Here is a 24,974-nt window from a genome sequence, read left to right as displayed (position 1 = left end):
ATAAAATTTTAAAAACAATATTTGAATTTTATTAACTTTGAGTAAAATAAAAGATGAAAATGGACATCACTATAAAAGACATCGAAAATAATCTGGATACTCTACCAAAAGAATTTCTATATGAAGTAAATGATTTTATCGATTTTCTGAAATATAAATATCTTAAGGAAAAACAATATGAAGTTCCTGAATGGCAAAAAGAAGAAGTAAGAAAAAGATTGAAATATTCACAGGATCATCCTGAAAGTTTTGTTTCTGAGTCTGAAATGAATGATTATCTAAATGACTTAGAAAGTGGCGACTAAATTAATATACAGTCATTTTGTGAAAAATGATTTAAAAGAGATCAACAATTGGTACAGAAAAATTGATAAAAAACTCTTGGATAATTTTCTTAAAGAGTTTCGTTATAAAATTGATTTTATTAAAGAAAATCCCTTGTCTTGTGAACTTAAATATGATAATAATAGAATCGTTTTTCTCAAGAAATTTCCCTTTGGCATTCATTATTTCTACAATGAACACAAAAATTTAATTGAAATATATTCTGTTTTTCATACTTCGAGAAACCCTGAACAGTGGAAAGACAGAAAATAAAAGATCCGAATCTTATGTGAGACTCGGATCTTTTTTATTATTTAATTCAGATAAAATCTTAAAGATTTTCCAAAATAAAATCTGTCATTTTTTGGTACAGTTGTGGTCTTGTTTGTCCGCCATAAATTCCGTGGTTTTTATCAGGATAAGCCATAAATTCAAACTGTTTTTTGTTTTGGATTAAAGCTTCAGAAAATTCCATAGAATTTTGGAAATGTACATTGTCATCGGCTGTTCCGTGGATTAATAAAAATTTACCTTTCAACAAATTAGCATAAGTTGTAGGCGAATTATCATCATAACCTGCCGGATTTTCCTGTGGCGTTAATAAAAATCTTTCGGTGTAAACAGAATCATAATATCTCCAGTTTGTAACCGGTGCAACAGCGATTCCTGCTTTGAAAACATCTGCACCTTTTGTCATTGCCAAACTTGCCATATAGCCTCCAAAGCTCCATCCGAAGATCCCGATCCTTGTTTTATCGATATATTTTTGATTTCCTAACCATTTTGCTGCAACAATCTGGTCTTCAATCTCGTATTTTCCTAAATTCTTATACGTTACTTTCTTGAATTTAGCCCCTTTATAACCAGTTCCACGTCCATCTACACAAGCAATAATGTATCCTTTTTGAGCTAACATTTCAAACCAAAGAGCATTTCCGTTGTCCCAAGAATTAGAAACCTGTTGAGATCCGGGACCAGAATATTGGTACATAAATAATGGGTATTTTTTATTCGGATCGAAGTTTTTAGGTTTAATGATCCAAGCGTTCATCTGATCTCCTGCAGCGTTTGGAATCGTAATAAATTCTTTTACTGAAAAATTATCTGACTGTAATTTTTTAAGCTGATCGTCATTATTCTGAAGTTCTTTCAACTGCTTTCCGTTACCGTCTTTCAATACAAACGTGTAAGGTTTTGCTGCTGTAGAAGAAGTTTCAATGAAATAATTATAATTCTTGCTAAAGTTTGCGGCATTATTTCCTTCCGCATTAGAAATCAGCTGCGATTTTCCATTCTGAATATTGATTTTAGAAACTACTTTATTGATGCTTCCTTTTTCCGTAGTCTGAACGAAAATTTCCTGAGATTTAGGATTGTAACCATAATATTCTGTCACTTCCCAATTTCCTTTTGTAACCTGCTTTTTCAGCTTTCCATCTTTGTCAAACCAATACAAATGACGGAAACCATCTCTTTCTGAAGCCCAAAGAAAACTGTTGTCCTCAAGGAATTCCAACGTTACATTTTCTGTATCGATCCACTTATCGTCAGTTTCTGTAAACAGTTTTTTTGCTTCACCAGTTTTGGTATTTACTTTCAAAACATCAGACGCATTTTGCGTTCTTTGTGAAGTAATCAAAACAATTTCATCTGAATTCGCTGTCTGAATAACGTTTGGAATGTAATAGTTTTTAAAATTGTCAAGATTTACTTTTGTCTTTTTTCCGTCTGCTAAATGATAAATATGTGCCGTTGCAACAGAGTTTTTTTCTCCTGCTTTCGGATATTTGTAACGCATTTCGGTAGGGTAAAGTGACTTTCCATAGATAGGAATGTAAATTTCTGGAACATCAGTTTCAACCAATTTTACAAATAAAATGTCTGCAGAGTTTTTAGTCCATTCATATAATCTTGCATGTCCAAATTCTTCTTCATACACCCAGTCTGCTAAACCGTTCAGAACTTTATTTTTTACTCCATGTTCGGTAATCTGAGTGATTTTTCCTGAATTTAAATCCTGATAAAACAAATTGTTATCAACAATAAAAGCGATTTTGCTAGCATCCGGAGAAAATCGTGGTTCCTGTACAGGTTTACCTTCATTTAAACTTAAAACCTTACCAGATTTTAAATCTTTAACATCATAAACACCTAAAAAAGAATGCCTGTAAATAGGCTGACTTTGTTTTAACAAAAGTATTTTAGATTCATCATCAGAAAATTCATAGCTCTCAAAATTTCCATCAACCAGATTTCCTTCTTTCTGAGAAGTTTTGTAAGAATATTTTGCAATTCCGCCTTGCTCGATGACCAAATAATTTTCACCGTTTTTCATAGATGCAATTCCGGCAATGCCTTTGCCACGGTAGTATCCTGAATATATTTTGTCTAAAGTGATTTCCTGTGACGTAGCATTTTGAAATGCCGCAATAACAGTAAGGCTAAGTAAGAATTTTTTCATTGCTTAATTTAAAGAATTTCAAAGATAATAATTTTATTAATCTGATAAGAAAAAGCTTTTGTTGTAATGTTTTGGCAAAAGAATTGAATATATTTTATAATCAAAGAAAAATAATTATGGAAACTAATAAAAAACTTAATCGTTATGATCTAAAAGATCAAGTGGTAATTACAGGATTTTCAAACTTTAATGAAGCTGAAAATTATGTACAAAAAGAAGGCGGAGAATTAGTAGAGATAGCTTTTAAAGATGGAAACGATAATCCGCAGATTACTAATGAAGCAGGAATTATTGAGAAAAAACTCCATTATTTTGTAGAAGCAGGTCCTGAATATAAATTTATACATTCTTCTGATCCCGGTTTTAAACAATATGCAGGTGAACTTCAGAAGATAAAAGCAAGCATGGATAAAACGGGTCCTGAAGAAAGATATTTTGCGAATTTTGAAATTGAAAACACAGAAGACCCAATCATCGTTATTAAAAATGATCATTTAGAATCGGTAACTTCAAGAGAACGATCAAAATATCTGAAACATGCTTGTGTTTATGAAATCGGTGTTTCGAAACGAAAATCTTAGAAAATTAAATTTAAAAAATAGAAAACCGTGAAATTAATTTTTCACGGTTTTTTTTATTTCTATTTATTGTACATAATGCTGTAATATTCGTCTGCCATTCTATCGCTGTTGAAATTTTGCTTTACATCTTTCATCGAATTCTGCTGTATTTTTCGCCATTGATCATGTTGATCGTAATAGGTTGGTAGAATTTCGTTTTCAAGAATTTCATATAATTTGTTGAAATCATATCGATCCTGTTCATAGATACTCATATTCATGTAATCTGCTTTCGGAACAACGAAAGAATTTTCGCCATGTTTTGCAAATTCCGGAATCCAGCCATCGTCTGTAGAAAGGTTGACAGAACCGTTCATTGCAGCGGTCATTCCCGATGTACCCGAAGCTTCTCTCGGTACTCTAGGATTATTTAACCATAAATCTGAACCTTGTTTTAAAGATTTACTTAAAGCCAGTTCATATCCTGTTAAAACCGCCATGTTTTTGTGATTTTTACTTTCCTCCACCAAAACATTGAATGTAGAAATCGAAGAATAATCCATCGGGTAAGGTTTTCCTGCCCAAATAATCTGAACCGGATATTTTGGATTGTTAAGTAGTTTCCTGAATCTTTCTTTATCCTGTAAAAGTAAATCTGCTCTTTTGTAACCTGCAAATCTTCTTGCCCAGACAATTGTGAAAATGTTGGGGTCAAATAAGTTTCCGGTTTGATCGGCTACAATCTTGAATAATCTTTTCTTTAAAATTTTCTTTCTGTAATCGAAAAGAGTGTCGTTTTTTTCGTCTTTGGAATTGTAAAGTTCTTTATCGCCCCAATATTTAAATTCCTGAGCGTTGGTAATTGATTTAATTTCACAGATTCCGGGATATTTACTCCACATCGCTCTGGAAACTTCACCATGTAACTTTGAAACACCATTTGCAATTCTTGCCATTTTCAAAGCACAAAGTGAATGGTTGAAAAGTTCACCATCAGAACCTTCAAGTTTTTTTGCTTCTTCCATGCTTAAACCTGAAAAATATGACATGTCGTAGCATAATTTCAGATTGTGCTTTTCATTTCCTGCTTCTTCGGGAGTGTGTGTCGTAAAAACAAGTTTTTCTTTTACTTTCTGAATGTCTCCGTCATATTTTTTCAATAAATGAAACGCAGCCGGAAGACCGTGAGCTTCATTAAGATGATACACATCTCTGTCGATATTCATTTCATCTAAAAGTTTTGCACCGCCTTTTCCAAGAAGAATATATTGCGCCAGTTTTGTAGATTCGTTGGCGTCGTACAGTCTATGGCAAATTGTTTTGGAGATATGATCATTTTCCGGTACGTCTGTGGAAAGAAAAAATATCGGTGCGGTGTTGAAAATTTCAGGATCAAGATACCAGACTTTTACCCAAACCGGAGCGCTGTGGATTTCAATTTGAAACTTTATACCTGTATCTTCAAGAAAACTGTACATTTTTCTCGTCCAGGTTGGCTGTAAAGTTTGATCATGATTTCTCGCCTGATCGTAATACCCGAATTTCCATAAAATTCCGATCCCGATAAGATCCTGATTAAGATTGTAGGCACTTCTCATGTGAGATCCGGCTAAAAAACCTAAACCTCCGGAATATATTTTTAAAACTTGCTCAAGAGCAAATTCCATTGAAAAATAAGCGACTTTTTCAGCATATTTTGGATTGATACTGAAAGGCATTTTGAAATTTCTGAAATCCATAAAATCATTGTTTGTGTTAAACAAAGTAAAGGTATCGATTAAGAAAACAAACTCTGTATTAATTATATGATAAATTATTTTAAAAGAGATTTTTGAATCTTATTTTTAACTACCTTTAAGTGTAAATTTTTGATTATCAAAAGCTTTCAGTCTGAACCGTGAAAACATGTGTCATTATTAACTTTTAAAAGTCCACACATGAAAAGAGCATTTTCTGATGAAGATTTAATAAAAAATCTCAGCCTGTATCATCTCAATCGGCATTTGAAGAAAAAGCCGATGGAAAAATATCACCGAAAAATTGATGAGTCAAAACTTCATGACCGTGAAAAATATAAGAAAAAAGCAGAAATTTTATTGCTTAACTCTTTTATGCACCATTTTCCTGAAGTTACCTTTGAAAATCTTACCTGCGAAAGTCCGGATTTTATTGCCACTCTTAACGAAAAAAAGATAGGAATAGAATTAACGGAAGTGATCAATCATCTTGAAATGAAAAAGGTGGAAAGTAACTTAAATAAGATTTTCCGTCAGGCAGAATTATTACTCGAACAAGAAGACACTACGAAATATCGTGGTGTTTATTTTTTAGAATTTCATACAAATATTAAGTTTGATTCTCTGGAATATCAACAGGAAATTATTTTAAATATTTACAAAAGCATTAAAAAAGGAAAACCTGTTGGCTGTGTAAAAAACATCAGAAAATCTTCTCATCGCAGAAATGTTTTTATTACCTATGAATATAATATGAGTCTTTTTGATGAATTATGCTCTGAGAAAATCATTGAACTGATCGAAAAAAAGAACGAAAAGTTTCCATATTATGATACTTCTGTTGATGAATGTTGGCTAGTTATTGTTTCAGATATGAATTCTATTGCATCGCGATATACTTTTATTCAAGACAGGGAACATTTAACTCAAGTAAAAAGCCCTTTTCATAAGATTTTTCATCTCGAAAATCTTTGTGGGAATATGACTAGTATTAAGTAGTTTTTTTGTGAAATTAGTATGAATAATACAATTAAATTTACGTTTTGTTGGTAAGTATTTTACTTTTGTCATTATTTAGTGATATTAATTAAATTTAAGTATATTTGGTATACTTTAACTATTAATCAAATTAGACATGAAAAAAACTTTACTATTTATTCTTTTTTGTATCTCACAGAGTTTTTACTCACAAGCAGATTGTTCTACAGCTTTGGCTGTTTGTGGAAATTCTAATATTACGTACAGCCCTTCAGGGATTGGCCTGGTCGATGAAGTGTTGGGAGGCTGTCTCACAGATGGAGAAAATAATTCAATATGGTATAAATTAACGGTCGCTACCAGTGGAACGCTTACTTTTGATTTGGTTCCTAACAATCCCAATGCAGATTATGATTGGGCGATTTATGGTCCTAATGCTGTATGTGGAAGTTTAGGTTCACCAATTCGATGCAATGCGGCAACGGTAATCGGTGTGGGGGCTTCTACAGGATTGAATATGACAAGTACAATAATAAGCGCAGCGGGAGGTTCTTCTACTCCTTATTGTCAGTATTTGGATGTGGTTGCTGGACAAACTTATTATTTATATATAGATAATTGGGTAGGAGTAGGTGGTAGTACTACTGCACCTTTTTCGTTAACTTGGGGTGGGACTGCTACTTTAGCTTCTCCCTTTACCAATCCTGCTTTACAGCCAAATCCGTTTATCCCACCAGGAATTCCTGCGGCTAATCCAAACAATCCGCGTGAGATTCTTATTTGCTCAAGTCCTGCTTTGTTTGATTTCAATACACTGACTCCAGGAATCTTAAATGGAAACCCAAATTTTGTAGTTTCTTATCATACATCACAGAATGATGCGCTTTCGGGAGCAAGCCCTATTACTGCTCCTTTAATTGTGAATACAACGACAACTTATTATTTTAGTATTCATTATCAAGATCCAGCGAGTCCTAATAATGCACTTAATTCTTGCCGACAAATCGGTGCTTTTAAATTTAAATTAGGAAATATTACTGCTAATGATGTTACGATTTTTGCATGTAATAATAATAAAAAAGGTCAGGGAACATTTAACTTAACCACAGCGAATGTTTTTGGAGGCACAAATGTTACAATAACTTATTATCCTACATTGGCAAATCTAAATGCAGGAACAGGGCAAATTGCCAATCCTAGTCAGTATGTTTCTGCAGAAGGAGTTGTTTATGCTGATGTGATAACAACAGACGGTTGCTCAGATTATGCAGTGATTACTTTACGTTTCTACCCGGAAGTTGTAGTAAATGATGCTATTTTGAGAGCTTGCACATTTGATGTTAATCTTAAAACGGCTTCTTTTAATCTTACAACAGCTTCAGTGACTGCTCAGACAGGAACTACAAAAAAATATTATCCATCTCTTACCGATGCAACGAATGGAACTAACGAAATTTCAAACTTCACAAACTATATTTCTCCAAATGGAGTGGTTTATGTAAGAGTTATAGACGGAAACGGATGTTATGGTATTGCAAAAATTAAATTAGAAGTAATTCCTCCAGTGTACTCTACGGTTTTAAAAGATAAAACAATTTGTATTGAAGACAAAACCACTTTGGATGCAGGAGCAGGCTTTGATGGCTATGAATGGAGCACCGGTGCAACAACGCAAACTATTTCTAATGTGGGAGTTGGAACGTATTGGGTGAAATTAAAAACCGGAGATTGTATCATTCTGCAAAACGTAAAAGTATATTCTTCAGAACAGCCGGTTATTACAAGTGTTGATATTTCTAATACGACTATAACAATTAATGTAAATGGAGGGAAAGCTCCTTACCAATATTCAATGGATGGTATCGCTTGGCAAGATTCTAACGTATTTACGAATATAAAAAGAGGAGATCACAAAATCTACTTGAAAGATGCTTATGATTGTGAACCGATAGAAATCGGAATTGTTGTTCCAAATCTGGTGAATGTCGTCACGCCAAACGGAGACGGCATCAATGATGTGATAGATTATTCTGCTTTGGCAAACAAACAGAATTTGATCTTCAATGTTTTTGATAGATACGGAAATAAAATTTTCCAGGCAGATAAACTGAATAATTATAAATGGGACGGAACTGCAGGTAATAAAAAAGTTCCTACCGGAAATTATTGGTATTCTGTGTCATGGAATGAAAATGACAAAAAAGGAACACCAATTAAATACTCAGGTTGGGTATTATTGAAAAACAGAGAATAATTAGAAATAATTAAATATGACAAAAGCCATCTTGCAAAAGATGGCTTTTGTTAATTAAAAACCTTTGTATCTTTAAAATAATCAGAGAGATAAAGTATTTTTCCGCATTCTGAAAATTGTATAATCGTACAGATCTCATTGGCATAACTTCCTTTTCCGGATATATTGCCTAAGGAATTGGTCTGGTAAAAATATTTATTATTTCCCAGATTGAAAATTTCAGAAACGCTCCATTCAATCTTTTCGTATCTTCTGAAAATAGCTCTGAATAATGCTAAGATTCTGCTTTTTCCTGAAATTTCTTTTGTAGGCGGAATCCAAATCACAGTTTCATCAGTAAACCATTTTTCAAGCTTTTCAATGTTTAAGGAATTCAAATCCTGCATAAAATGGCTAATCTTACAATTCATAGGTTGCAATTTACATTTATATACGTGAAAAATCTTAAATTGGTTTTAAATAAAATATTAAACATTTATCATGAAAGATCTATTTATCAAAAGATTTGAATACTACAAAATGCTCGGCGATAAATCATTTGCACAGCTTTCAGACGAGCAGATTTTCTGGCAGTTCAATGAAGAAAGTAATTCCATTGCGGTGATTGTGAAGCATGTTGCAGGAAATATGTTGTCGAGGTGGACGAATTTTTTAACGGAAGATGGTGAGAAATCTTGGCGAAACCGTGATGAAGAATTCGTAAACACTTTTAAATCGAAAGATGAGGTTTTAAACTATTGGGAAAAAGGCTGGAGTTGTCTTTTTGATGCTTTGAGTCAGATTAATGATGAAAATTTATATTCAACTATTTATATCAGAAACGAGGCGCATTCGGTGATTGATGCGGTTTTCAGACAATTGGCACATTACCCCTATCATATCGGTCAGATTGTTTTTATTGCTAAAATGATGAAAAATGAAGATTGGAAAACGCTTTCTATTGCAAGAAATAAATCTCAGGATTTTAATAATGAAATGAAAGATAAATTTACAAAAGATGAGGCAGAGATTCAAAATTCTTCTTCGGTTTGTTTTGCAAATAGTCCTGATGTAAGAGACGATTATAAACTATAGACCAAATCAATTTAAAATTCATATTAAATTGATTATCTTTGCACCCACAAAATTCAGGAAAATAAATGTCTCACTTTCATAGAACTGCCGCATTTCATACTCTTGGCTGCAAATTAAACTTTGCGGAAACATCTACTATTGCCCGTCAATTAACAGATGCAGGTTATGATAAGGTAAGTTTTGATGATAGAGCAGATATTTATGTAATCAATACTTGTTCGGTTACCGAAAACGCTGATCGTGAATGTAAACTTCACGTAAAAAGAGCAATGAAAGCCAATCCTGAAGGTTTGGTCGTAATTGTTGGATGTTACGCACAGCTGAAACCTGAAGAGATTTCACAAATCGCTGGGGTAGATTTGGTTCTTGGAGCCAAAGAAAAATTCAATATTTTGAGTTATCTCGACGATTTAGAAAAATCTGAAAGCGAAGGTGTTGTTCATTCATGTGAAATCGAAGAGACTGATTTTTTTATCGGAAGTTATTCCATTGGTGACAGAACCAGAGCTTTTCTGAAAGTTCAGGATGGTTGCGATTACAAATGTACGTACTGTACAATTCCTTTAGCAAGAGGTATTTCCCGTTCAGATACTATCGAAAATGTATTGAAAAACGCCAGAGAAATTGCCGAAAGAGACATCAAAGAAATTGTTTTAACAGGTGTAAATATCGGTGATTACGGTAAAGGTGAGTTTGGAAACAAAAGACACGAACATACTTTTTTAGATTTAATTTCTGAACTTAATGAGGTTGAAGGAATTGAAAGAATCCGTATTTCTTCTATTGAGCCCAATCTTTTGAAAGATGAAAGCATCGAATTGGTTTCTAAAAGCAAGAGTTTTGTACCGCATTTTCATATTCCTTTGCAATCGGGAAGTGATGAGTTGCTGAAAAAAATGAAGCGTCGTTATCTTACCAAATTGTATAACGACAGGATTCATAAAATTCGCGAAGTAATGCCCGATGCGGCAATTGGTGTGGATGTTATTGTTGGTTTCCCTGGTGAAACCGAAGAATTATTCATGGAAACGTATAACTTCCTGAATGATCTTCCTATTTCATATCTTCATGTATTTACTTATTCTGAAAGAGAAAATACTGAAGCGGTAGGAATGCAGGGTGTTGTTCCGATTTCGGAAAGAAAAAAACGTAATAAAATGCTTAGAATTCTTTCTGAAAAGAAAAAAATGGCATTTTATCAGACTCAATTAGGAAAGACGCTTCCCGTTCTTTGGGAGCACGAAAATAAAGACGGCAAAATGTACGGCTTCACAGAAAACTATGTGAGGGTGCAAAAAGATTTTGATCAGGCTTCAGTAAATCAAATTGAATTTCTAAATTTAGAAAAAATCCTGTCAGATGGCACGGTTTCTGTGCAATCGTCTTACGAAAGTTTTTTAGCAAAAGCATAGTCTGTTTGCTATATTTCCACTAAATTTATTCTTTAACGTTTTAAATCTATATTCTTATGAGAGATAAGTTCTTATCTTGGGGAATTGTATTGGTAGCTGCAACATGGGTTGTGGCGTTACTGATCAAAGCACATTATTGGATTCCTACGCTGTTAACAGCCATTTACGCATTAGGAGTTTATAATTCTTACCAATCAAAACACGCAATTCTGAGGAATTTTCCTGTTTTGGGATATTTCAGGTACTTTTTTGAAGGTATTTCACCCGAAATGCAGCAGTATTTCATTGAAAGAGAAACAGACGGAAAACCATTTCCCAGAAACCAACGTTCTGCAGTGTATAGACGTTCAAAAAACATTAGCGACACCGTTCCTTTTGGAACTCAGTTAGAAGTAAACCATAGAAAATATGAAGGAATTAAGCATTCTATTTATGCTAAATCTCCAAAAGAAGAACTTCCGAGAGTTTGGGTAGGAGGTGAGCAGTGTACTCAGCCTTATCATGCTTCATTGTTTAATATTTCAGCCATGAGTTTTGGTGCATTGAGTGACAGAGCTCAAATTTCGTTAAATAAAGGGGCAAAAAAAGGAAATTTTTATCATAATACAGGAGAAGGAGGAATTTCACCTCACCATTTGGAAGGAGGAGATTTATGCTGGCAAATAGGAACCGGATATTTCGGCTGTAGAAATGATGAAGGAAAATTTAATCCTGAATTATTCACAAAATATTCTACTCTTCCAAGTGTAAAAATGATTGAGATTAAATTATCTCAAGGTGCAAAACCTGGTCATGGTGGAGTTTTACCGGGTGTGAAAAATACTCCTGAAATTGCTAAAATACGCCATGTACAACCTGGTCAGACGATTATTTCTCCGCCTTCGCATTCATCTTTTTCTGATGCTGCAGGATTGTTACGGTTTGTACATCAACTAAGAGAACTTTCTGGTGGAAAACCTGTTGGTTTTAAGCTTTGTATCGGTGATACCAAAGAGTTTGAAGATATTTGCGTTCAGATGAATGTTCTGAAAATTTATCCTGATTTTATTACCATCGACGGAGCAGAAGGAGGAACCGGAGCTGCGCCACCAGAGTTTTCTGATGGAGTAGGGATGCCTTTGGAACCCGCTTTAATATTTGTAAATCGTACATTAAGAAATTATAATCTTAGAAATAAATTACGCGTAATAGCCAGCGGAAAAGTATTAACAAGTTTAGATATTTTGCGTGCGGTTGCAATGGGAGCGGATATGTGTAATAATGCACGAGGATTTATGTTTTCTCTTGGCTGTATTCAGGCTTTGAGATGTAATAACAACAATTGTCCGACAGGTGTAGCGACTCAGGATAAAATGTTGATTAAAGGGCTAGATGTGACTGATAAAGCAGAAAGAGTATATCATTTCCACAAAAATACTTTACATACGTGTAACGAGTTGATTGCTGCTGCAGGAAGAAGCTCTTATGAGGAAGTAGATGCAAGTATGTTTATGCGAGGTGATGAGTTTGAACATCTTTCAGATAAATATTTCCCGGATATTTTAGGGAATGTGAGATAAATAAAAAAGCGCTTCAAATATTTGAAGCGCTTTTTTTACTATTTGTTATTGACCTGTAGGTCTTAGATTTGATTTATAAATCTGGAAGCTAAATACAAAACAATAGTTTTGAAGAGAATATCCAGTATAATTGTAATGTGCATTTCTGGCAAAAGCTGCTTTTGACGGAACAATAATTACTCCTTGTAGATTGTAAGGATTTTCATCTGGTAAATTTTCAAAACCTTTAAAATATCTTAAACCCTCTTTTAGGCCTGCTATTTCATAATAACTACTGTTTTGTCCGGCAGCAGTTCTTACGCTCTTTTTTACAAAATAAAACATAGGATCAGTTACGGGAGAGCCGCTTCCGTCAATTGTATTTAAAAGAGCTCCTGCTCCTCCAAACGAAACATTTCCATCTGTATCTTTAGCAAGATAATAATTAGCTCTCATCATTGTTCTAATCTGAGTTGAATCTCCTATTGTTACACCTGTTGAAGGAGGAGTGCTGTCTTCAGGCTGTGCTCCGGTTCTTTTGATATAAATAACTCCGGACGGGAGTGTTTGAGGGTCCAATTGAGATAATTTTTTCTCATTATCATCAGCAGCATCTGATGTGAAAGCTTTTATGTTTCCCTGCGTATCTAAGTAGTTGTTATCCATGAATTTCTGAATAGCCTGCTGGTCATAAGAGTTTCTTACATTGATGTCTTCCGGTTCTACGAAAGTTTCCACCTCATCATCCTTTTTACAAGCTGCGAAACACAACGATCCTGCAAGGATATACAAAAATATTTTTTTCATTTCAAAAACTTTAATTACTTTACAAATAATATAACGACAAAAGTATAAAAAAATATGAGAATAGATAAATTTTTATGGAGCATTCGTTTTTATAAAACAAGATCGGTATCTGCAGATGAAATAAAAAAGAACAGAGTTTCTATCGGAACCTCGGTTGTGAAGTCATCCAAAGAAGTAAAAGAAGGAGATGTTATCAAAATTCGCAAAAACCAAATTGAGTATAAAATTAAAGTAATACAGATTCCTAAAAGTAGAATTGGAGCTAAATTAGTTCCGCTTCATATCAAAGATGTAACAGATAAAGATCAGTACGAGCAATTAATGATGAGAAAGATGTCTCAGGAGTATTATCGAAACAGAGGAGAAGGAAGACCTACTAAAAAAGACAGAAGAGATATGGATGATTATGTGGAAAATGATGTCACTGCTGATTTTACAGATTGGGATGATTTCTTTGGTGAAGACGGCAGTGATTCTGAAACCAACGATTAAGCGTTAATTTATAAAAAGAAAAAGCTCTAGAGATAGAGCTTTTCTATTATTTCCTGAATAATGTCTTCAGGATTTTTATTATCCGTATTAATGCTGAATTGTGCCTTGCTGTAATAAACATTTCTCTCAAATAAATGTTTAGCAATAAATTCCGGGATATCTTCATCGGCAATTTTTGCAATTAAAGGTCTTTTTTCTTTCTGCTTTGAAATTCTTTCTACTAAAGTAGTGATTGAAGCTCTTAGAAAAATACTCTTCGAATTATTATTAATAATTTCCATATTATTATAATAAACCGGCGTTCCTCCACCCAAGCTCAAAACGATGTTTTCTTGGCTGGCTAAAATTTCCTCCAAAGTTTCTCTTTCTAGCTTTCTAAAGTAAATTTCTCCCTTTTTTTCGAAGATTTCAGGAATGGTCAATTTATTTCGACGAGAAATCGCTTTATCGAGGTCAATTAATTTAAAATTTATTTTATCGCTTAATATTTTGGAAATGTGAGATTTGCCACTCCCCATGTATCCTACCAGTGAAATTATCATGAAAATATTTTAAACAAATTTGCGAAAAAGTTTTGAGATAATGAAAAAAGTTATATCTTTGCACCACTAAAAACAAGGGACATTACTTAACAATGAAACTTGATAATAAAGTGACCGACTCGGTAGCTCAGCTGGTAGAGCAATACACTTTTAATGTATGGGTCCTGGGTTCGAATCCCAGCCGGGTCACTAGCGAAAAATTACTAGATTTTTGTAATTTTATTGCCTGTGTGGTGAAATTGGTAGACACGCCATCTTGAGGGGGTGGTTTCCTAAGGATGTGCTGGTTCGAGTCCAGTCGCAGGCACTGCAGAAAAAAAATATTTAATTAATCATTGATATTTTATAAAATTAATTTTATATTTGTCGTCGTTAATTTGATGTGACCGACTCGGTAGCTCAGCTGGTAGAGCAATACACTTTTAATGTATGGGTCCTGGGTTCGAATCCCAGCCGGGTCACAAGTTTACTGAAAAGTAAATTTTTTTCATATTAATATTTTGTGATTTGGTGTTCAAAGGCTTCCTGAAGGAAGCCTTTGATTTTTGTGTCAATCCAAGTGCATATTGTCAATTAATCTTACTCCGTCTACATCAACTACGATAAAGGCTCTGTAAGAATTTCCATCTTCTTTTTGATTGGTTTCTTTTAATGTGCTTTCATCAGCAATCAGAAAATATTCTAATTTCATGTTTTTTTGATGAGAAAAAATTTCGTCTACATTTTCTTTAATGTTAAAAACTGAAGTGCTTTTAAACCATTCTTTAACTTTTGTTAATGTTTCGAAAATTATTCTAGCATCCTCTTTTCTGGTTTCGGTGAGACGTTGATTTCTTGAGCTTAAAGCTAAACCGTTTTCTGCTCTGTAAATAGAAACTCCTTTTATTTTAATAGGAAGTTGCTTTTTCTCGACCATTTTTTTGATAATAGCTAATTGCTGGAAATCTTTTTCTCCAAAATAAGCGTTGTCTGGTTTTACCTGTCTGAAAAGTTCTTCAACTACTGTTCCTACCCCGTCAAAATGCCCCGGTCTTGATTTTCCTTCCATTTCATTTTCCAAACCATCATAATCGTAACGCTGGCTTTCTGTTTTTTCAGGATAAATATCTTCAACTTGAGGAAGATAAACAGCATCTACCAATTCTGAATTTTTGAGAATGGAGATGTCGCGATCGGTATCTCTTGGGTATTTTTCGAGATCTTCAGCATTGTTAAACTGTGTAGGATTTACAAAAATTGAAGAAATGACCAGGTCATTTTCTTTTCTTGCAGCTTCGTATAATGACAGGTGCCCATTGTGTAAAGCTCCCATTGTTGGCGCAAAACCTATTTTTTTGCCCATTTCCTTCTGTCTTTCTATAAAATCCTGAAGTGTTTTTTTGTTTTTTAGAACTTCCATAGTTTATTTTAATAACAATTCAAAAATACTAATATTAAGATATTTATTTTTAGTTTTCCAGCAATATCTTAAGAACTATCGTAAAAAAATGTTAATTAGGATAATGTTGAATGTTTTTTCGTAATTTTGCATATTAAGCGTTATTTAAAAATTATATAAAAAATTATATGCCCAATCAGAAAATACTGTACATTACCACAGAGATGTACCCTTATCAGGAAGATACAAATTTAGCAGCGGTGGTAAACAAAATGGCACTTAAAATGCACCAAGAAGGCAATGATGTAAGAGTTTTTATGCCAAGATTCGGACAGATAAGTGAGAGGAAATTCCAGCTTCATGAAGTAATTCGTCTTTCGGGGATGAATATTATTATCAATGATTTAGATCAGCCATTAATTATTAAAGTGGCTTCACTTCCGGGTGAGAGACTACAGGTTTATTTCATTGATAACGAAGAATACTTTAAAAGAAAACAATATTATTTTGATGACGAAGGAGTAGCGTTTGATGATAATGACGAGAGAGCGATATTCTTTGCACGCGGTGTGATAGAAACAATCAAAAAACTAAACTGGGTTCCAGATGTTATCCATTTAAATGGATGGATGTCTTCTTTTGTGCCTATTTATCTGAAAACATATTACAAATCTGATACTTACTTCAAAGATGCTAAAATTGTACTTTCATTATATAATGAGAAAGATGCAGCTTTGGCAGGAAATGTAGGCGAGAAACTTCAGTTTGATAATATTTCAGATTTAAATGCGTTAAATAATCCAAGCTTCGAGAGTTTCGTAATCGAAAGTATGAATTATGTAGACGAAGTTGTAAAAGGAGATGAGTTTTTGAACGGTGATCTTGATAAAGGTTTCAATGAAACAACTACTTCAAAATCTGAATACCTAGATGTAGACTCTATCAGTAAATTATATTAATATACATTTTGATGATTTATAATATTAGAAAAATTTTCACCATTCTTTCTGTAATGGTTTTAGGTGGTGTATTAGTTTATAACTGCGAACCGGAACCGGATTCTTTAGGTGAACAGCTATTTTTAAATGGTGCAGCAGAGGGAGTAGAATCTTCTTATGATCTTATTGCGTATAATATTAATAATAATGATACAATAAGAACAGATGCATATAAACTATTAAATCTTATTAGTCCTGGTTCAACTGCTTCAACTGCTGTTTTGGGAGCTTTTGATGAGAATCAGTTTGGTAAGCAAAAAGCTTCTTATTTTACCCAAGTAAGATTGCCTTCTTATAACCCTGATTTTGGAACTAATGCAATAGTAGATTCGGTAGTTTTGGTGATTAAACCGATTTATCGTGCTGACTCGCTTGTAGCTACTACCACAGATGAGAATTACATTTATCCTGATGGAAATATAAATGCTAAAAAAGTAGTAAGTACATATCCTGTTGCAAAGTTTGGGAAAGCTAAAAAGAATCTTACACTACAAGTGTACGAAGTAAAAGATTTTATGAATGGATATAACGATATTGTCTATTCTAATAAAGATTTTGCTACATATTATACTACACTTTTAGGTTCAAAAGAAATTAAAAATGGTAACGTAAGTTCTGTTTCAATTACAAAAGATTCGGATAATTCTCAAATATTTCCTTCAACAATATCATTATTAACACCGGCACCAGGTTTAAGGATTCAGTTGTCGCCTTCTATATTTCAGTCTAAAATTATTGATAAGAAAGGACAGCCTGAGTTAAGCGATTTATCAAATTTTATCAGACACTTCAAAGGTTTAAAGGTATCCGTTGCTGAAGATGATGGTTATTTATTCCAGTTTACTCCTGATGATATGGAGCTGATTATGTATTATAAGAACGATAAACTTGTAGATGGTGTCAATACTAGACCTCAAACAAAGTATGACTTTACTATAAAAGGTACAAATATGCGTTCTGGTTTCTATGAATATAATAGAAGTGGTGCGGCTGTTCAAGCCTATGCTAACCCAAATAGTGTTACTGGTGACGCAAAACTTTTTGCACAAGGAATGGGAGGGAATTCTATTGGTATAAAATTCAAAAAAGAAGAGATTGATAGGCTGAAAGAGAAATATCAAAATGACAAGGCTGCTATTATTAGTGCTAAAATCAGAATTTATACAGATAAATTAGAATGGTCAAATCCTTATCCAAAACCAAGTGTCAAAGATTTTACGATCGTTCAAAGAGATAAAGACTCTGATGGAAAAGAAACAACAGCATTTACAACTGATTATACTTCTTTAGGAGCTCTATTTATTCCTATAAGAGCCTATGATACAGATAAAAATCCTGCCTATTATGAGTTTACGGTAACTAAATCTTTAAAAGATATTGTTGAATCGACTGATACTTATAACGATTATAAAGACAAATATTTCAAAATAGATCTTGCTCAGTTTACTCCTAGTCTTTCTAGTTCTATTGCTGGATACAAATACACTACACGAGCATTTTCTACGGGAAGAGCTGTTTTTATAGGTTCAGACAATTCGAACGAGAACAAAATTCAATTAAAAGTTACTTACGGTACAAAAAAATAAAAACATTAAAAAATACATTTGAATAAAATATGTGCGGAATAGTTGGTTATACAGGTTTTCAGGATGCTTATGATATTGTTATCAATGGTCTTAGAAGATTAGAATATAGAGGTTACGACAGTGCCGGAATTGTTTTAGAAAACACAGAAAACAGCTTTAGTGTTGAGAAAACTAAAGGAAAGGTTGATGACTTGGTCAATATTTCTAATGATTTAAAAGGAACTTCCAAAATAGGGATGGGACACACACGTTGGGCAACTCACGGTGTACCAAGTGATAGAAACTCACACCCTCATGTTTCAAATAATAATAAAATAGCACTTGTACATAACGGGATCATTGAAAATTATGATACAATTAAAACAATGCTTACTGAGAAAGGTTTTTCTTTCAAATCGGAAACAGATACAGAAGTTTTAGTTAATCTTATCCAATATTTTACAGATATTAATCCTGAGATAGATTTTCCCGAAGCTGTAAGATATGCTTTAAATGAAGTTTATGGAGCTTATGCTATTACCGTAATGCATGAAGATCATCCTGGAGTTTTGGTTGTTGCGAGATTAGGTTCTCCATTAGCAATTGGAATAGGCGATCAAGAATATTTTATTGCCTCTGATGCCTCTCCTTTTGTTGAATTTACAAAAGAAGCAATTTATCTTGAAGAAGGTCACATGGCGACTATATCATTAGAAGGCGGTGTGGATATCAGAACAATTACAGAAAATTCTAAAATAATTCCTGAAATTCAAGAATTAAAATTAAGCTTAGAGCAGATAGAAAAAGGTGGATATGAGCATTTCATGCTTAAAGAAATCTTTGAACAGCCAAAATCGATCCACGATACAATGAGAGGAAGACTTATTGTAAATGAAGGAGTTATTAAAATGGCGGGAATTTGGGACCATGTAGAAAAATTCAAAAATGCTAACAGAATAATCATCATTGCTTGTGGTACTTCATGGCATGCAGGTCTTATCGGAGAGTATTTAATTGAAGAATTTGCAAGAGTTCCTGTAGAAGTAGAATATGCTTCAGAATTCAGATACAGAAATCCTATTATTACAGATAAAGATGTAGTAATTGCTATCTCTCAATCGGGAGAAACTGCAGATACAATGGCTGCTTTAAAATTAGCTAAAGAAAAAGGTGCATTTATATATGGTATATGTAATGTAGTAGATTCTTCTATTGCGAGAATTACAGATGCAGGATCTTATACTCATGCAGGACCAGAAATTGGTGTTGCTTCTACAAAAGCATTTACAGCTCAGTTGACTATCCTTTCTTTAATTGCATTAAAGTTAGGAAAACACAACGGTAACTTAGGAAATGCTGAATTTATGAGTCTTATCTCTGAGTTGGATGCACTTCCTAAGAAAATAGAAGAAGTCTTGGAGAGTACTCACGAGCTTACTCAAAGTATTGCAAAAGACTTCATCAATGCAACCAATTTCCTTTACTTAGGAAGAGGTTATAATTATCCTGCAGCTTTGGAAGGTGCTCTTAAATTAAAAGAAATTTCTTACATCCATGCAGAAGGTTATCCTGCTGCAGAAATGAAGCATGGCCCAATCGCTCTAATTGACGAAAACATGCCAATTGTTATCATTGCCCCTAAAAAAGGCCATTATGATAAGATTGTAAGTAATGTGCAGGAAATTAAAGCTAGAAAAGGTAAAGTAATTGCGGTTGTAAACAAAGGAGATACACAAGTTAGCGCAATGGCAGACTATGTGATTGAAATTCCTGAAACATCAGAATGTTTTTCTCCAATAGTAGCTTCTGTGCCTTTACAACTACTAGCTTATTATATAGCAGTATATAGAGGTGCTAATGTAGACCAGCCAAGAAATCTTGCAAAATCAGTAACTGTAGAGTAAAAAGTACTTGGAAATAAAATAAGTTTAGTTTTTTTTCGTTATTCTAAAAAAAATCTTAAAAGTTTCTTAAAAAAATTATATATTTACGGCTTAATTATAAAAATTAACATGAAAAGGATATTTCTTTTATTATTGTCTGCGTCGGTAGCATCGGTATCTTGTTCAGGTGGTGGATCTTCTTCTGTAGGGAAGCCTGGAACAAAAGGAGAATTGATACCTAGAGAAAAAACAAAATCATTTGTTGCACAAAGACCTTATGGTATGGTGGCAATTCCTGGCGGTTCTTTTATTGCTGGTATGGCCGATGAATCATTTACCAATAATGGTGAAACTGCACCTTTGAAAACTGTAACTGTTGCTCCTTTCTTTATGGATGAAGCAGAAACTACTAATGCAGAATACAGGGTTTTCATTAATTATGTAAGAGATTCTATCGCCAGAACGATGCTTGCTGAAGCAGCAGGTGAAGGCGGAGAAGGTGGCGGAAGAGGCGCAAGCATCGGAGACTATGCTTATCTTGCTAAAAAAGAAGAAAACCTTACACCATATCAGGAATATCTTGAAGGAGCTGGAGGAAGAGATGATGGCTTCGATGCAAGCAAAAAACTAGACTGGAAAATTCCATTACATTGGAATACTTCAAAGTATCCAGATGTAGAATATGCAGAAGTTCTTGAATCTATGTACTTACCTGCATCTTCTAGAGTAGGTAGTGAAAGACTTATTGATGTTAGTAAACTAAAATATGGGTATAGATGGGGAGATATGGATGTTGCTATCGCTGATAACCAAAGAGGAGTAAACTTCTTAAGAAGCGAAAGCATTGCAATCTATCCAGATACAACAGTTTGGGTAAACGATTTCCACTTTACTTATAATGAGCCTTTATTTGAACAGTATTTCTGGCACAAAGCTTACAAAGATTATCCTGTTGTTGGGGTAACTTGGGATCAGGCAAGAGCATACTGTGACTTCAGAACTAAATTGAAGTCTGATTATAACGAAAGCTTGAAAAGAAAACAACAAAGACCTTTACGATTCCGTCTTCCTAACGAAATGGAATGGGAATATGCTGCAAGAGGTGGAAAACAAAATGCAACTTACCCATGGGGTGGTCCTTATTTAATGGATGATAGAGGTTGTTATCTAGCAAACTTCAAGCCAAAAAGAGGTAGCTATATGGAAGATGAGAAAAAAGGTACTTATACTTATACAGCTCCTGTAAAAAAATTCAAGAAAAATACTTTTGGATTATTTGATATGGCAGGTAACGTATCTGAGTGGACGGATTCAGGATATAACAATTCTGCATACGGATTCTCTTCTACTTTAAATCCTTCTATTAAATCTAAAGCAGATAACAAAAAATCTGTAAGAGGAGGTTCTTGGAAAGATGTTGGTTATATGTTGATGACAGGTGCAAGAGACTGGGAAAACAAAGATTCTGCTAGAAGTTATATCGGTTTCAGAACGGTACAAGATATTCCTGAAGCAGCTGTTAAAGCGAAAAGAGTTAACAGATAATTTTACTTAGATTATTTATTATCAATTTATAACACTTAAAAAAAACTAACTTATATGTTTAAGACTAAAGATGCTTGGATGAATTTCTTCTATTCATTCGGTGCTGCAATTGTAATTCTTGGAGCTTGGCTTAAAATTACTCACATTACCTTGGGACCAATTAACGGAAACATCGCTCTTACAGTAGGGCTTGTAACTGAGGCAATTATCTTTATCATTTTTGCATTCGACCCTCCTGCTGCTGAAGAGTCGTACCACTGGGAAAATGTTTATCCTGAATTGTTGGATAAGCATGCTAATCCAAATCCTCTACATTCAAATATCTCTGCAAAGAACACCGTTGATCATTTTGCGGAATTAGAAAACTCTCTTTCAGGTAAGTTAGATAAAATGCTTCAGGATGCAAAGCTTGATGTACAGTTGTTTGATAGACTAAGAACAGGGATTGACAAATTCTCAAGCTCAGTAGATCAAATCAACCAAACTGTTGACGTATCTGCTTCTACACACAAATATAACGATCAGTTAAACAAAGCTGCTTCACACATGGAAAGCATGAATGCTCTTTATGCAATGCAGTTAGAAAACGGCCAGAGACAATCAGATTTCGCTAAAAAATATGTTGATGATATGCAGAAATCAGCAGAGCAATCTGAGAAATTTAATCAAGAATTACAAGGTTTAACAACCAACTTAAACAGCTTAAACAGAGTTTATGGTGGTATGTTAACTGCTATGAAGTCATAATCCTTAACCATTATTTAAACAAAAACTAAAGAAAAGAGAATGGCAAAAGGAAAACAGACTCCACGTCAGAAGATGATCAACCTGATGTATTTGGTGTTCATCGCTATGATGGCCCTAAACATCGATGTTGAAATTATCAGATCATATTATGATTCTACAAGAGCCTTAAATGATACAAGACACTTGACAGAGCAGAAAAATGAAGATATTTTTGAAAAAACATTAGAAGCAAAAGCTCAGCAAGTTCCTGATACTTATGCAACACCTTGGGAACAGTACAAAATACTGAAAAGCAAGATTGATGTTTTGGTAAAATCAGCTGATGATATAAAATTAGTTCTGAAGAAGCAATCAGATTTCTATGACAAAGATCCTAAAACAGGAAAAGACATGGATGTAAGTGAAAACTTCTCAGCATTAAACAATAACGAAGCTACAACTGAATACTTCTTTAAAGAAGGCGATGAAAATTCACCTTCTGCAAAAGCTTTAGAACTTAAAAAGCAATTGGATGATGTAAGATCTTATATTGTAGCTACTTTTGGAGGTAATCCACAGTTACTGAAATTAGTAGAGAGAGCAAATAAATCAATCATTGCAGAGTATCCTGCTGGAAAATCTCCAAATGGTAAAACTTGGTTTCAGAATAAATTTTATCACCAACCTCTTATTGCTGCGATTTCAAATTTAGAGATTATTCAGAATGATGCAAGAAACGTACAATCAGATGCATTGGCGTTAATGCTTCAGGAAAAAGTAGATGCTAGTATTAAATTTACAAGCTATGAAGCAATTGTTTCTGCTCCTACAGACGTTCAGGTTGGTAAGAAAGCTGAAGCTGTTGTAATGCTAGGTAACTATTCTAACAGCAGTAAAATCAGCATCAGTGGTGTAAGTAGACAAGAAAACGGTAAAGGATATCTTCCTTTAAACACCGGAGGTATTGGCGAGAAAAAGATTGGCGGTGTAATTACTTTAACAGATGCTACAGGAAAAGCTCAGCAATTCCCGTTCACGCATACCTATAATGTAATCGCTGGTCCACAAGAAGTTAAACTTGAAAAAGGTTTATTACTTTCTGCTGATAAGATGAACGTAATGTATAGAGGATTAGAAAACCCTGTTTCAGGTTCTATCCTTGGTGCAGACAATGCTAAATTATCTTTATCTGCTCCTGGAGCTCAAGTAAGAAATACAGGTGCTGGTAAATGGATTGTAAAACCTCAAAGTGGGAATACTGTAAAATTAACATTATCAGGAACAGAGCCTAGCGGTAAAACTGTTTCTCAGGTATTTGAATACAGAATTAAAAATGTACCTCCTCCACAAGGTCAGATGAGAGGACAAAATGCACTTGCTATGCCAGCTAGCTCAATTAAGAATCAAACTGTACAGGCAGCAATTCCTGACTTTGATTTCCCTGTAACATTTACTGTTACCGAGTTTATGGTAAGAGTTCCTGGTAAAGCAGCAATGCTTGTTAAAGGTAATTCACTTGCAGATGCAGAAGGTTTATTGAAAAATGTAAGATCTGGAGATATTGTTTCGATTATTGAAATTAAAGCTACTGCTCAGGGACTTGAGGGACCTGTTAAGAGAATTACTCCAATCGTTATTAATGTTCCATAAGATTAAAAAGCAATTATTATGAAAAAATATATTAGCAGTCTTTTAGTTTTAGCTTCTGGGTTTGCATTCTCTCAGACTATTCTAAATGCTTCTTCTCCGGAAGAATTCAGACAGATGAGAGCTGAAAATATGAGAAAAGTAGGAGATACTGTTATTAGTAATAAAATTACTCCTTTAGAATATGGCTTTGTAGATGATAAAGATATTCTTAAAAGCATGATGGTGTGGGAAGTAATTGACCTTAATGATAAGATCAATCAGCCTTTTTACTATGACAATCCCAATGCGTTGCTTTCTAAAACGACAAGATCTTTATACCAGATTTTGTTAGATGCAGCAATGAGTGGTCAAATCCAAGAGGTGTATGATGATGAAAATTTTTCAATAAAGTTAACACCTGAGCAAATTAAAGCTAGATTGCAGAAGATAGTTACAGGTGACGGCTTAGTTGATATTATCGCTTCTGGAAGAAAACCTACTGAGCAGGAAATTAAACAAAATACAGATATTTTTGAAACTACAACTGAGAATGTTAAAGTTTTAAAAATCATGGGTATGTGGTTCATCGACAAAAGAGATGGAATGATGAAGTACAGACCTCTTGGTATTGCAGCAATGGGTCCAGATCCAGCTGTACAAGGTGTTTTTGATGCTGAAGGTAAACCAATTGCTGGTAAAGACGAATTGATTGATTTATTTTGGATTTATTATCCAAAAGCGAGAGATATTTTAGCAAACAATTATGTATTCAATAGAGCAAATTCGTCAGCGGATTTATCTTTTGATGATATAATCAATGCAAGAAGATTTTCTTCAATCATCTACAAATCAAGCAACGGTCTTGGTGATGGTACTATTAAAGATTATGTTCCTAGAAATGCTGAAGAGCAATTGGCTGAAAGCCAAAGAATCAAGGATCAGATTCTTCAAATGGAAAACGATATGTGGAATTACTAAATTTCACTTGATATTTATAAAAAACCTGAGTACATTTACTCAGGTTTTTTTATTATACAATCGCCTTTTACATAGTTGTGGTAAATGATTGTAT

The 24,974-nt window shown here is 33.8% G+C and carries 22 protein-coding genes and 3 tRNA genes; 19 read left to right on the top strand and 6 right to left on the bottom strand.

Annotated features, from left to right (window positions below; genetic code table 11):
• The first annotated feature begins 59 nt into the window (after positions 1–59).
• Positions 60–305 (top strand): hypothetical protein, encoded by a 246-nt coding sequence (locus FDY99_RS05875; protein ID WP_139419914.1) that lies wholly within the window; start codon positions 60–62, stop codon positions 303–305.
• Positions 295–597 (top strand): type II toxin-antitoxin system RelE/ParE family toxin, encoded by a 303-nt coding sequence (locus FDY99_RS05870; protein ID WP_139419912.1) that lies wholly within the window; start codon positions 295–297, stop codon positions 595–597. Before FDY99_RS05875 ends, FDY99_RS05870 begins: the two co-directional genes overlap by 11 nt.
• A 58-nt stretch (positions 598–655) precedes the next feature.
• Here the strand turns inward: FDY99_RS05870 and FDY99_RS05865 are convergent, their stop codons facing one another.
• Positions 656–2,785 carry a S9 family peptidase gene (locus FDY99_RS05865; protein ID WP_139419910.1) on the bottom strand — a complete coding sequence of 710 codons (2,130 nt, stop codon included), beginning with the start codon at positions 2,783–2,785 and terminating at the stop codon, positions 656–658.
• Between the two features lie 116 nt (positions 2,786–2,901).
• On the opposite strand from FDY99_RS05865, the gene FDY99_RS23315 reads away from it, so the two are divergent.
• Positions 2,902–3,366, top strand: a complete 465-nt coding sequence (locus tag FDY99_RS23315; protein WP_228448745.1) for a hypothetical protein — start codon at positions 2,902–2,904, stop codon at positions 3,364–3,366.
• A gap of 59 nt (positions 3,367–3,425) precedes the next feature.
• Here the strand turns inward: FDY99_RS23315 and glgP are convergent, their stop codons facing one another.
• Positions 3,426–5,084: an alpha-glucan family phosphorylase gene (gene glgP, locus FDY99_RS05855; protein WP_139419906.1), complete on the bottom strand. Its 1,659-nt coding sequence runs from the start codon at positions 5,082–5,084 to the stop codon at positions 3,426–3,428.
• Positions 5,085–5,282: 198 nt separating this feature from the next.
• Here glgP and FDY99_RS05850 point away from each other — a divergent pair, with 198 nt between their 5' ends.
• Together FDY99_RS05850 and FDY99_RS05845 are read left to right on the top strand one after the other, a co-directional pair.
• Positions 5,283–6,080 (top strand): hypothetical protein, encoded by a 798-nt coding sequence (locus FDY99_RS05850; protein WP_139419904.1) that lies wholly within the window; start codon positions 5,283–5,285, stop codon positions 6,078–6,080.
• A 136-nt stretch (positions 6,081–6,216) separates the two neighbouring features.
• Complete coding sequence (locus FDY99_RS05845; RefSeq protein WP_139419902.1) at positions 6,217–8,313, top strand: T9SS type B sorting domain-containing protein; 2,097 nt, start codon at positions 6,217–6,219, stop codon at positions 8,311–8,313.
• Positions 8,314–8,363: 50 nt separating this feature from the next.
• On the opposite strand, the gene FDY99_RS05840 is transcribed toward FDY99_RS05845, so the two are convergent.
• The gene (locus FDY99_RS05840) at positions 8,364–8,723 is read right to left on the bottom strand and encodes a nuclear transport factor 2 family protein (RefSeq protein ID WP_084550735.1); all 360 of its coding nucleotides are present in this window, start codon (positions 8,721–8,723) and stop codon (positions 8,364–8,366) included.
• A 70-nt stretch (positions 8,724–8,793) separates the two neighbouring features.
• Between FDY99_RS05840 and FDY99_RS05835 the strand changes: the two genes are divergently transcribed.
• The 3 genes from FDY99_RS05835 to FDY99_RS05825 all read left to right on the top strand — a co-directional run bounded on the left by FDY99_RS05835 (position 8,794) and on the right by FDY99_RS05825 (position 12,358).
• A complete protein-coding gene (locus tag FDY99_RS05835; protein ID WP_139419900.1) occupies positions 8,794–9,387 on the top strand; it encodes a DUF1572 domain-containing protein in 594 nt (197 codons plus the stop codon).
• Positions 9,388–9,452: 65 nt separating this feature from the next.
• On the top strand, positions 9,453–10,799 hold the full coding sequence (gene mtaB / locus FDY99_RS05830) for a tRNA (N(6)-L-threonylcarbamoyladenosine(37)-C(2))-methylthiotransferase MtaB (RefSeq protein ID WP_139419898.1): 1,347 nt from the start codon (positions 9,453–9,455) through the stop codon (positions 10,797–10,799).
• A gap of 56 nt (positions 10,800–10,855) precedes the next feature.
• The gene (locus tag FDY99_RS05825) at positions 10,856–12,358 is read left to right on the top strand and encodes an FMN-binding glutamate synthase family protein (RefSeq protein ID WP_139419896.1); all 1,503 of its coding nucleotides are present in this window, start codon (positions 10,856–10,858) and stop codon (positions 12,356–12,358) included.
• A gap of 45 nt (positions 12,359–12,403) precedes the next feature.
• On the opposite strand, the gene FDY99_RS05820 is transcribed toward FDY99_RS05825, so the two are convergent.
• Entirely contained in the window at positions 12,404–13,144 is a 741-nt protein-coding gene (locus FDY99_RS05820; RefSeq protein WP_139419894.1) for a hypothetical protein, read from the bottom strand.
• 54 nt (positions 13,145–13,198) lie between these two features.
• Between FDY99_RS05820 and FDY99_RS05815 the strand changes: the two genes are divergently transcribed.
• Positions 13,199–13,636 carry an RNA-binding S4 domain-containing protein gene (locus tag FDY99_RS05815; RefSeq protein WP_102979799.1) on the top strand — a complete coding sequence of 146 codons (438 nt, stop codon included), beginning with the start codon at positions 13,199–13,201 and terminating at the stop codon, positions 13,634–13,636.
• Positions 13,637–13,662: 26 nt separating this feature from the next.
• On the opposite strand, the gene FDY99_RS05810 is transcribed toward FDY99_RS05815, so the two are convergent.
• The gene (locus tag FDY99_RS05810; protein ID WP_139419892.1) at positions 13,663–14,178 is read right to left on the bottom strand and encodes a shikimate kinase; all 516 of its coding nucleotides are present in this window, start codon (positions 14,176–14,178) and stop codon (positions 13,663–13,665) included.
• A 116-nt stretch (positions 14,179–14,294) separates the two neighbouring features.
• On the opposite strand from FDY99_RS05810, the gene FDY99_RS05805 reads away from it, so the two are divergent.
• From FDY99_RS05805 to FDY99_RS05795, 3 genes are all read left to right on the top strand, one after another.
• Positions 14,295–14,367 (top strand) — tRNA-Lys (locus FDY99_RS05805).
• A 35-nt stretch (positions 14,368–14,402) separates the two neighbouring features.
• Positions 14,403–14,485: transfer RNA gene (locus tag FDY99_RS05800), tRNA-Leu, on the top strand.
• Positions 14,486–14,566: 81 nt separating this feature from the next.
• A tRNA-Lys gene (locus FDY99_RS05795) sits at positions 14,567–14,639 on the top strand.
• An 89-nt stretch (positions 14,640–14,728) separates the two neighbouring features.
• On the opposite strand, the gene panC is transcribed toward FDY99_RS05795, so the two are convergent.
• Positions 14,729–15,577: a pantoate--beta-alanine ligase gene (panC, locus tag FDY99_RS05790; RefSeq protein ID WP_139419890.1), complete on the bottom strand. Its 849-nt coding sequence runs from the start codon at positions 15,575–15,577 to the stop codon at positions 14,729–14,731.
• 167 nt (positions 15,578–15,744) lie between these two features.
• Here panC and FDY99_RS05785 point away from each other — a divergent pair, with 167 nt between their 5' ends.
• The 7 genes from FDY99_RS05785 (at position 15,745) to porN (ending at position 24,880) form a co-directional block, all read left to right on the top strand.
• Entirely contained in the window at positions 15,745–16,515 is a 771-nt protein-coding gene (locus FDY99_RS05785; RefSeq protein ID WP_139419888.1) for a glycogen/starch synthase, read from the top strand.
• Positions 16,516–16,526: 11 nt separating this feature from the next.
• Positions 16,527–18,140 (top strand): DUF4270 family protein, encoded by a 1,614-nt coding sequence (locus FDY99_RS05780; protein ID WP_139419886.1) that lies wholly within the window; start codon positions 16,527–16,529, stop codon positions 18,138–18,140.
• A 29-nt stretch (positions 18,141–18,169) separates the two neighbouring features.
• Positions 18,170–20,023: a glutamine--fructose-6-phosphate transaminase (isomerizing) gene (glmS, locus tag FDY99_RS05775; protein WP_139419884.1), complete on the top strand. Its 1,854-nt coding sequence runs from the start codon at positions 18,170–18,172 to the stop codon at positions 20,021–20,023.
• A 108-nt stretch (positions 20,024–20,131) separates the two neighbouring features.
• Positions 20,132–21,547 (top strand): T9SS ring complex lipoprotein PorK/GldK, encoded by a 1,416-nt coding sequence (gene porK, locus FDY99_RS05770; protein WP_139419883.1) that lies wholly within the window; start codon positions 20,132–20,134, stop codon positions 21,545–21,547.
• Positions 21,548–21,601: 54 nt separating this feature from the next.
• Entirely contained in the window at positions 21,602–22,294 is a 693-nt protein-coding gene (gene porL, locus FDY99_RS05765) for a type IX secretion system motor protein PorL/GldL (protein WP_074231816.1), read from the top strand.
• A gap of 39 nt (positions 22,295–22,333) precedes the next feature.
• Positions 22,334–23,923, top strand: a complete 1,590-nt coding sequence (gene porM / locus FDY99_RS05760) for a type IX secretion system motor protein PorM/GldM (RefSeq protein WP_139419880.1) — start codon at positions 22,334–22,336, stop codon at positions 23,921–23,923.
• Between the two features lie 18 nt (positions 23,924–23,941).
• Entirely contained in the window at positions 23,942–24,880 is a 939-nt protein-coding gene (porN, locus tag FDY99_RS05755) for a type IX secretion system ring subunit PorN/GldN (protein ID WP_139419878.1), read from the top strand.
• The last annotated feature ends 94 nt before the right edge of the window (positions 24,881–24,974 follow it).

This window comes from Chryseobacterium mulctrae, assembly GCF_006175945.1.
GTDB classification, from domain to species: domain Bacteria; phylum Bacteroidota; class Bacteroidia; order Flavobacteriales; family Weeksellaceae; genus Chryseobacterium; species Chryseobacterium mulctrae.
Note: the sequence above shows the minus strand (reverse complement) of the source record. Positions and strands in the feature narration are given on the sequence as shown.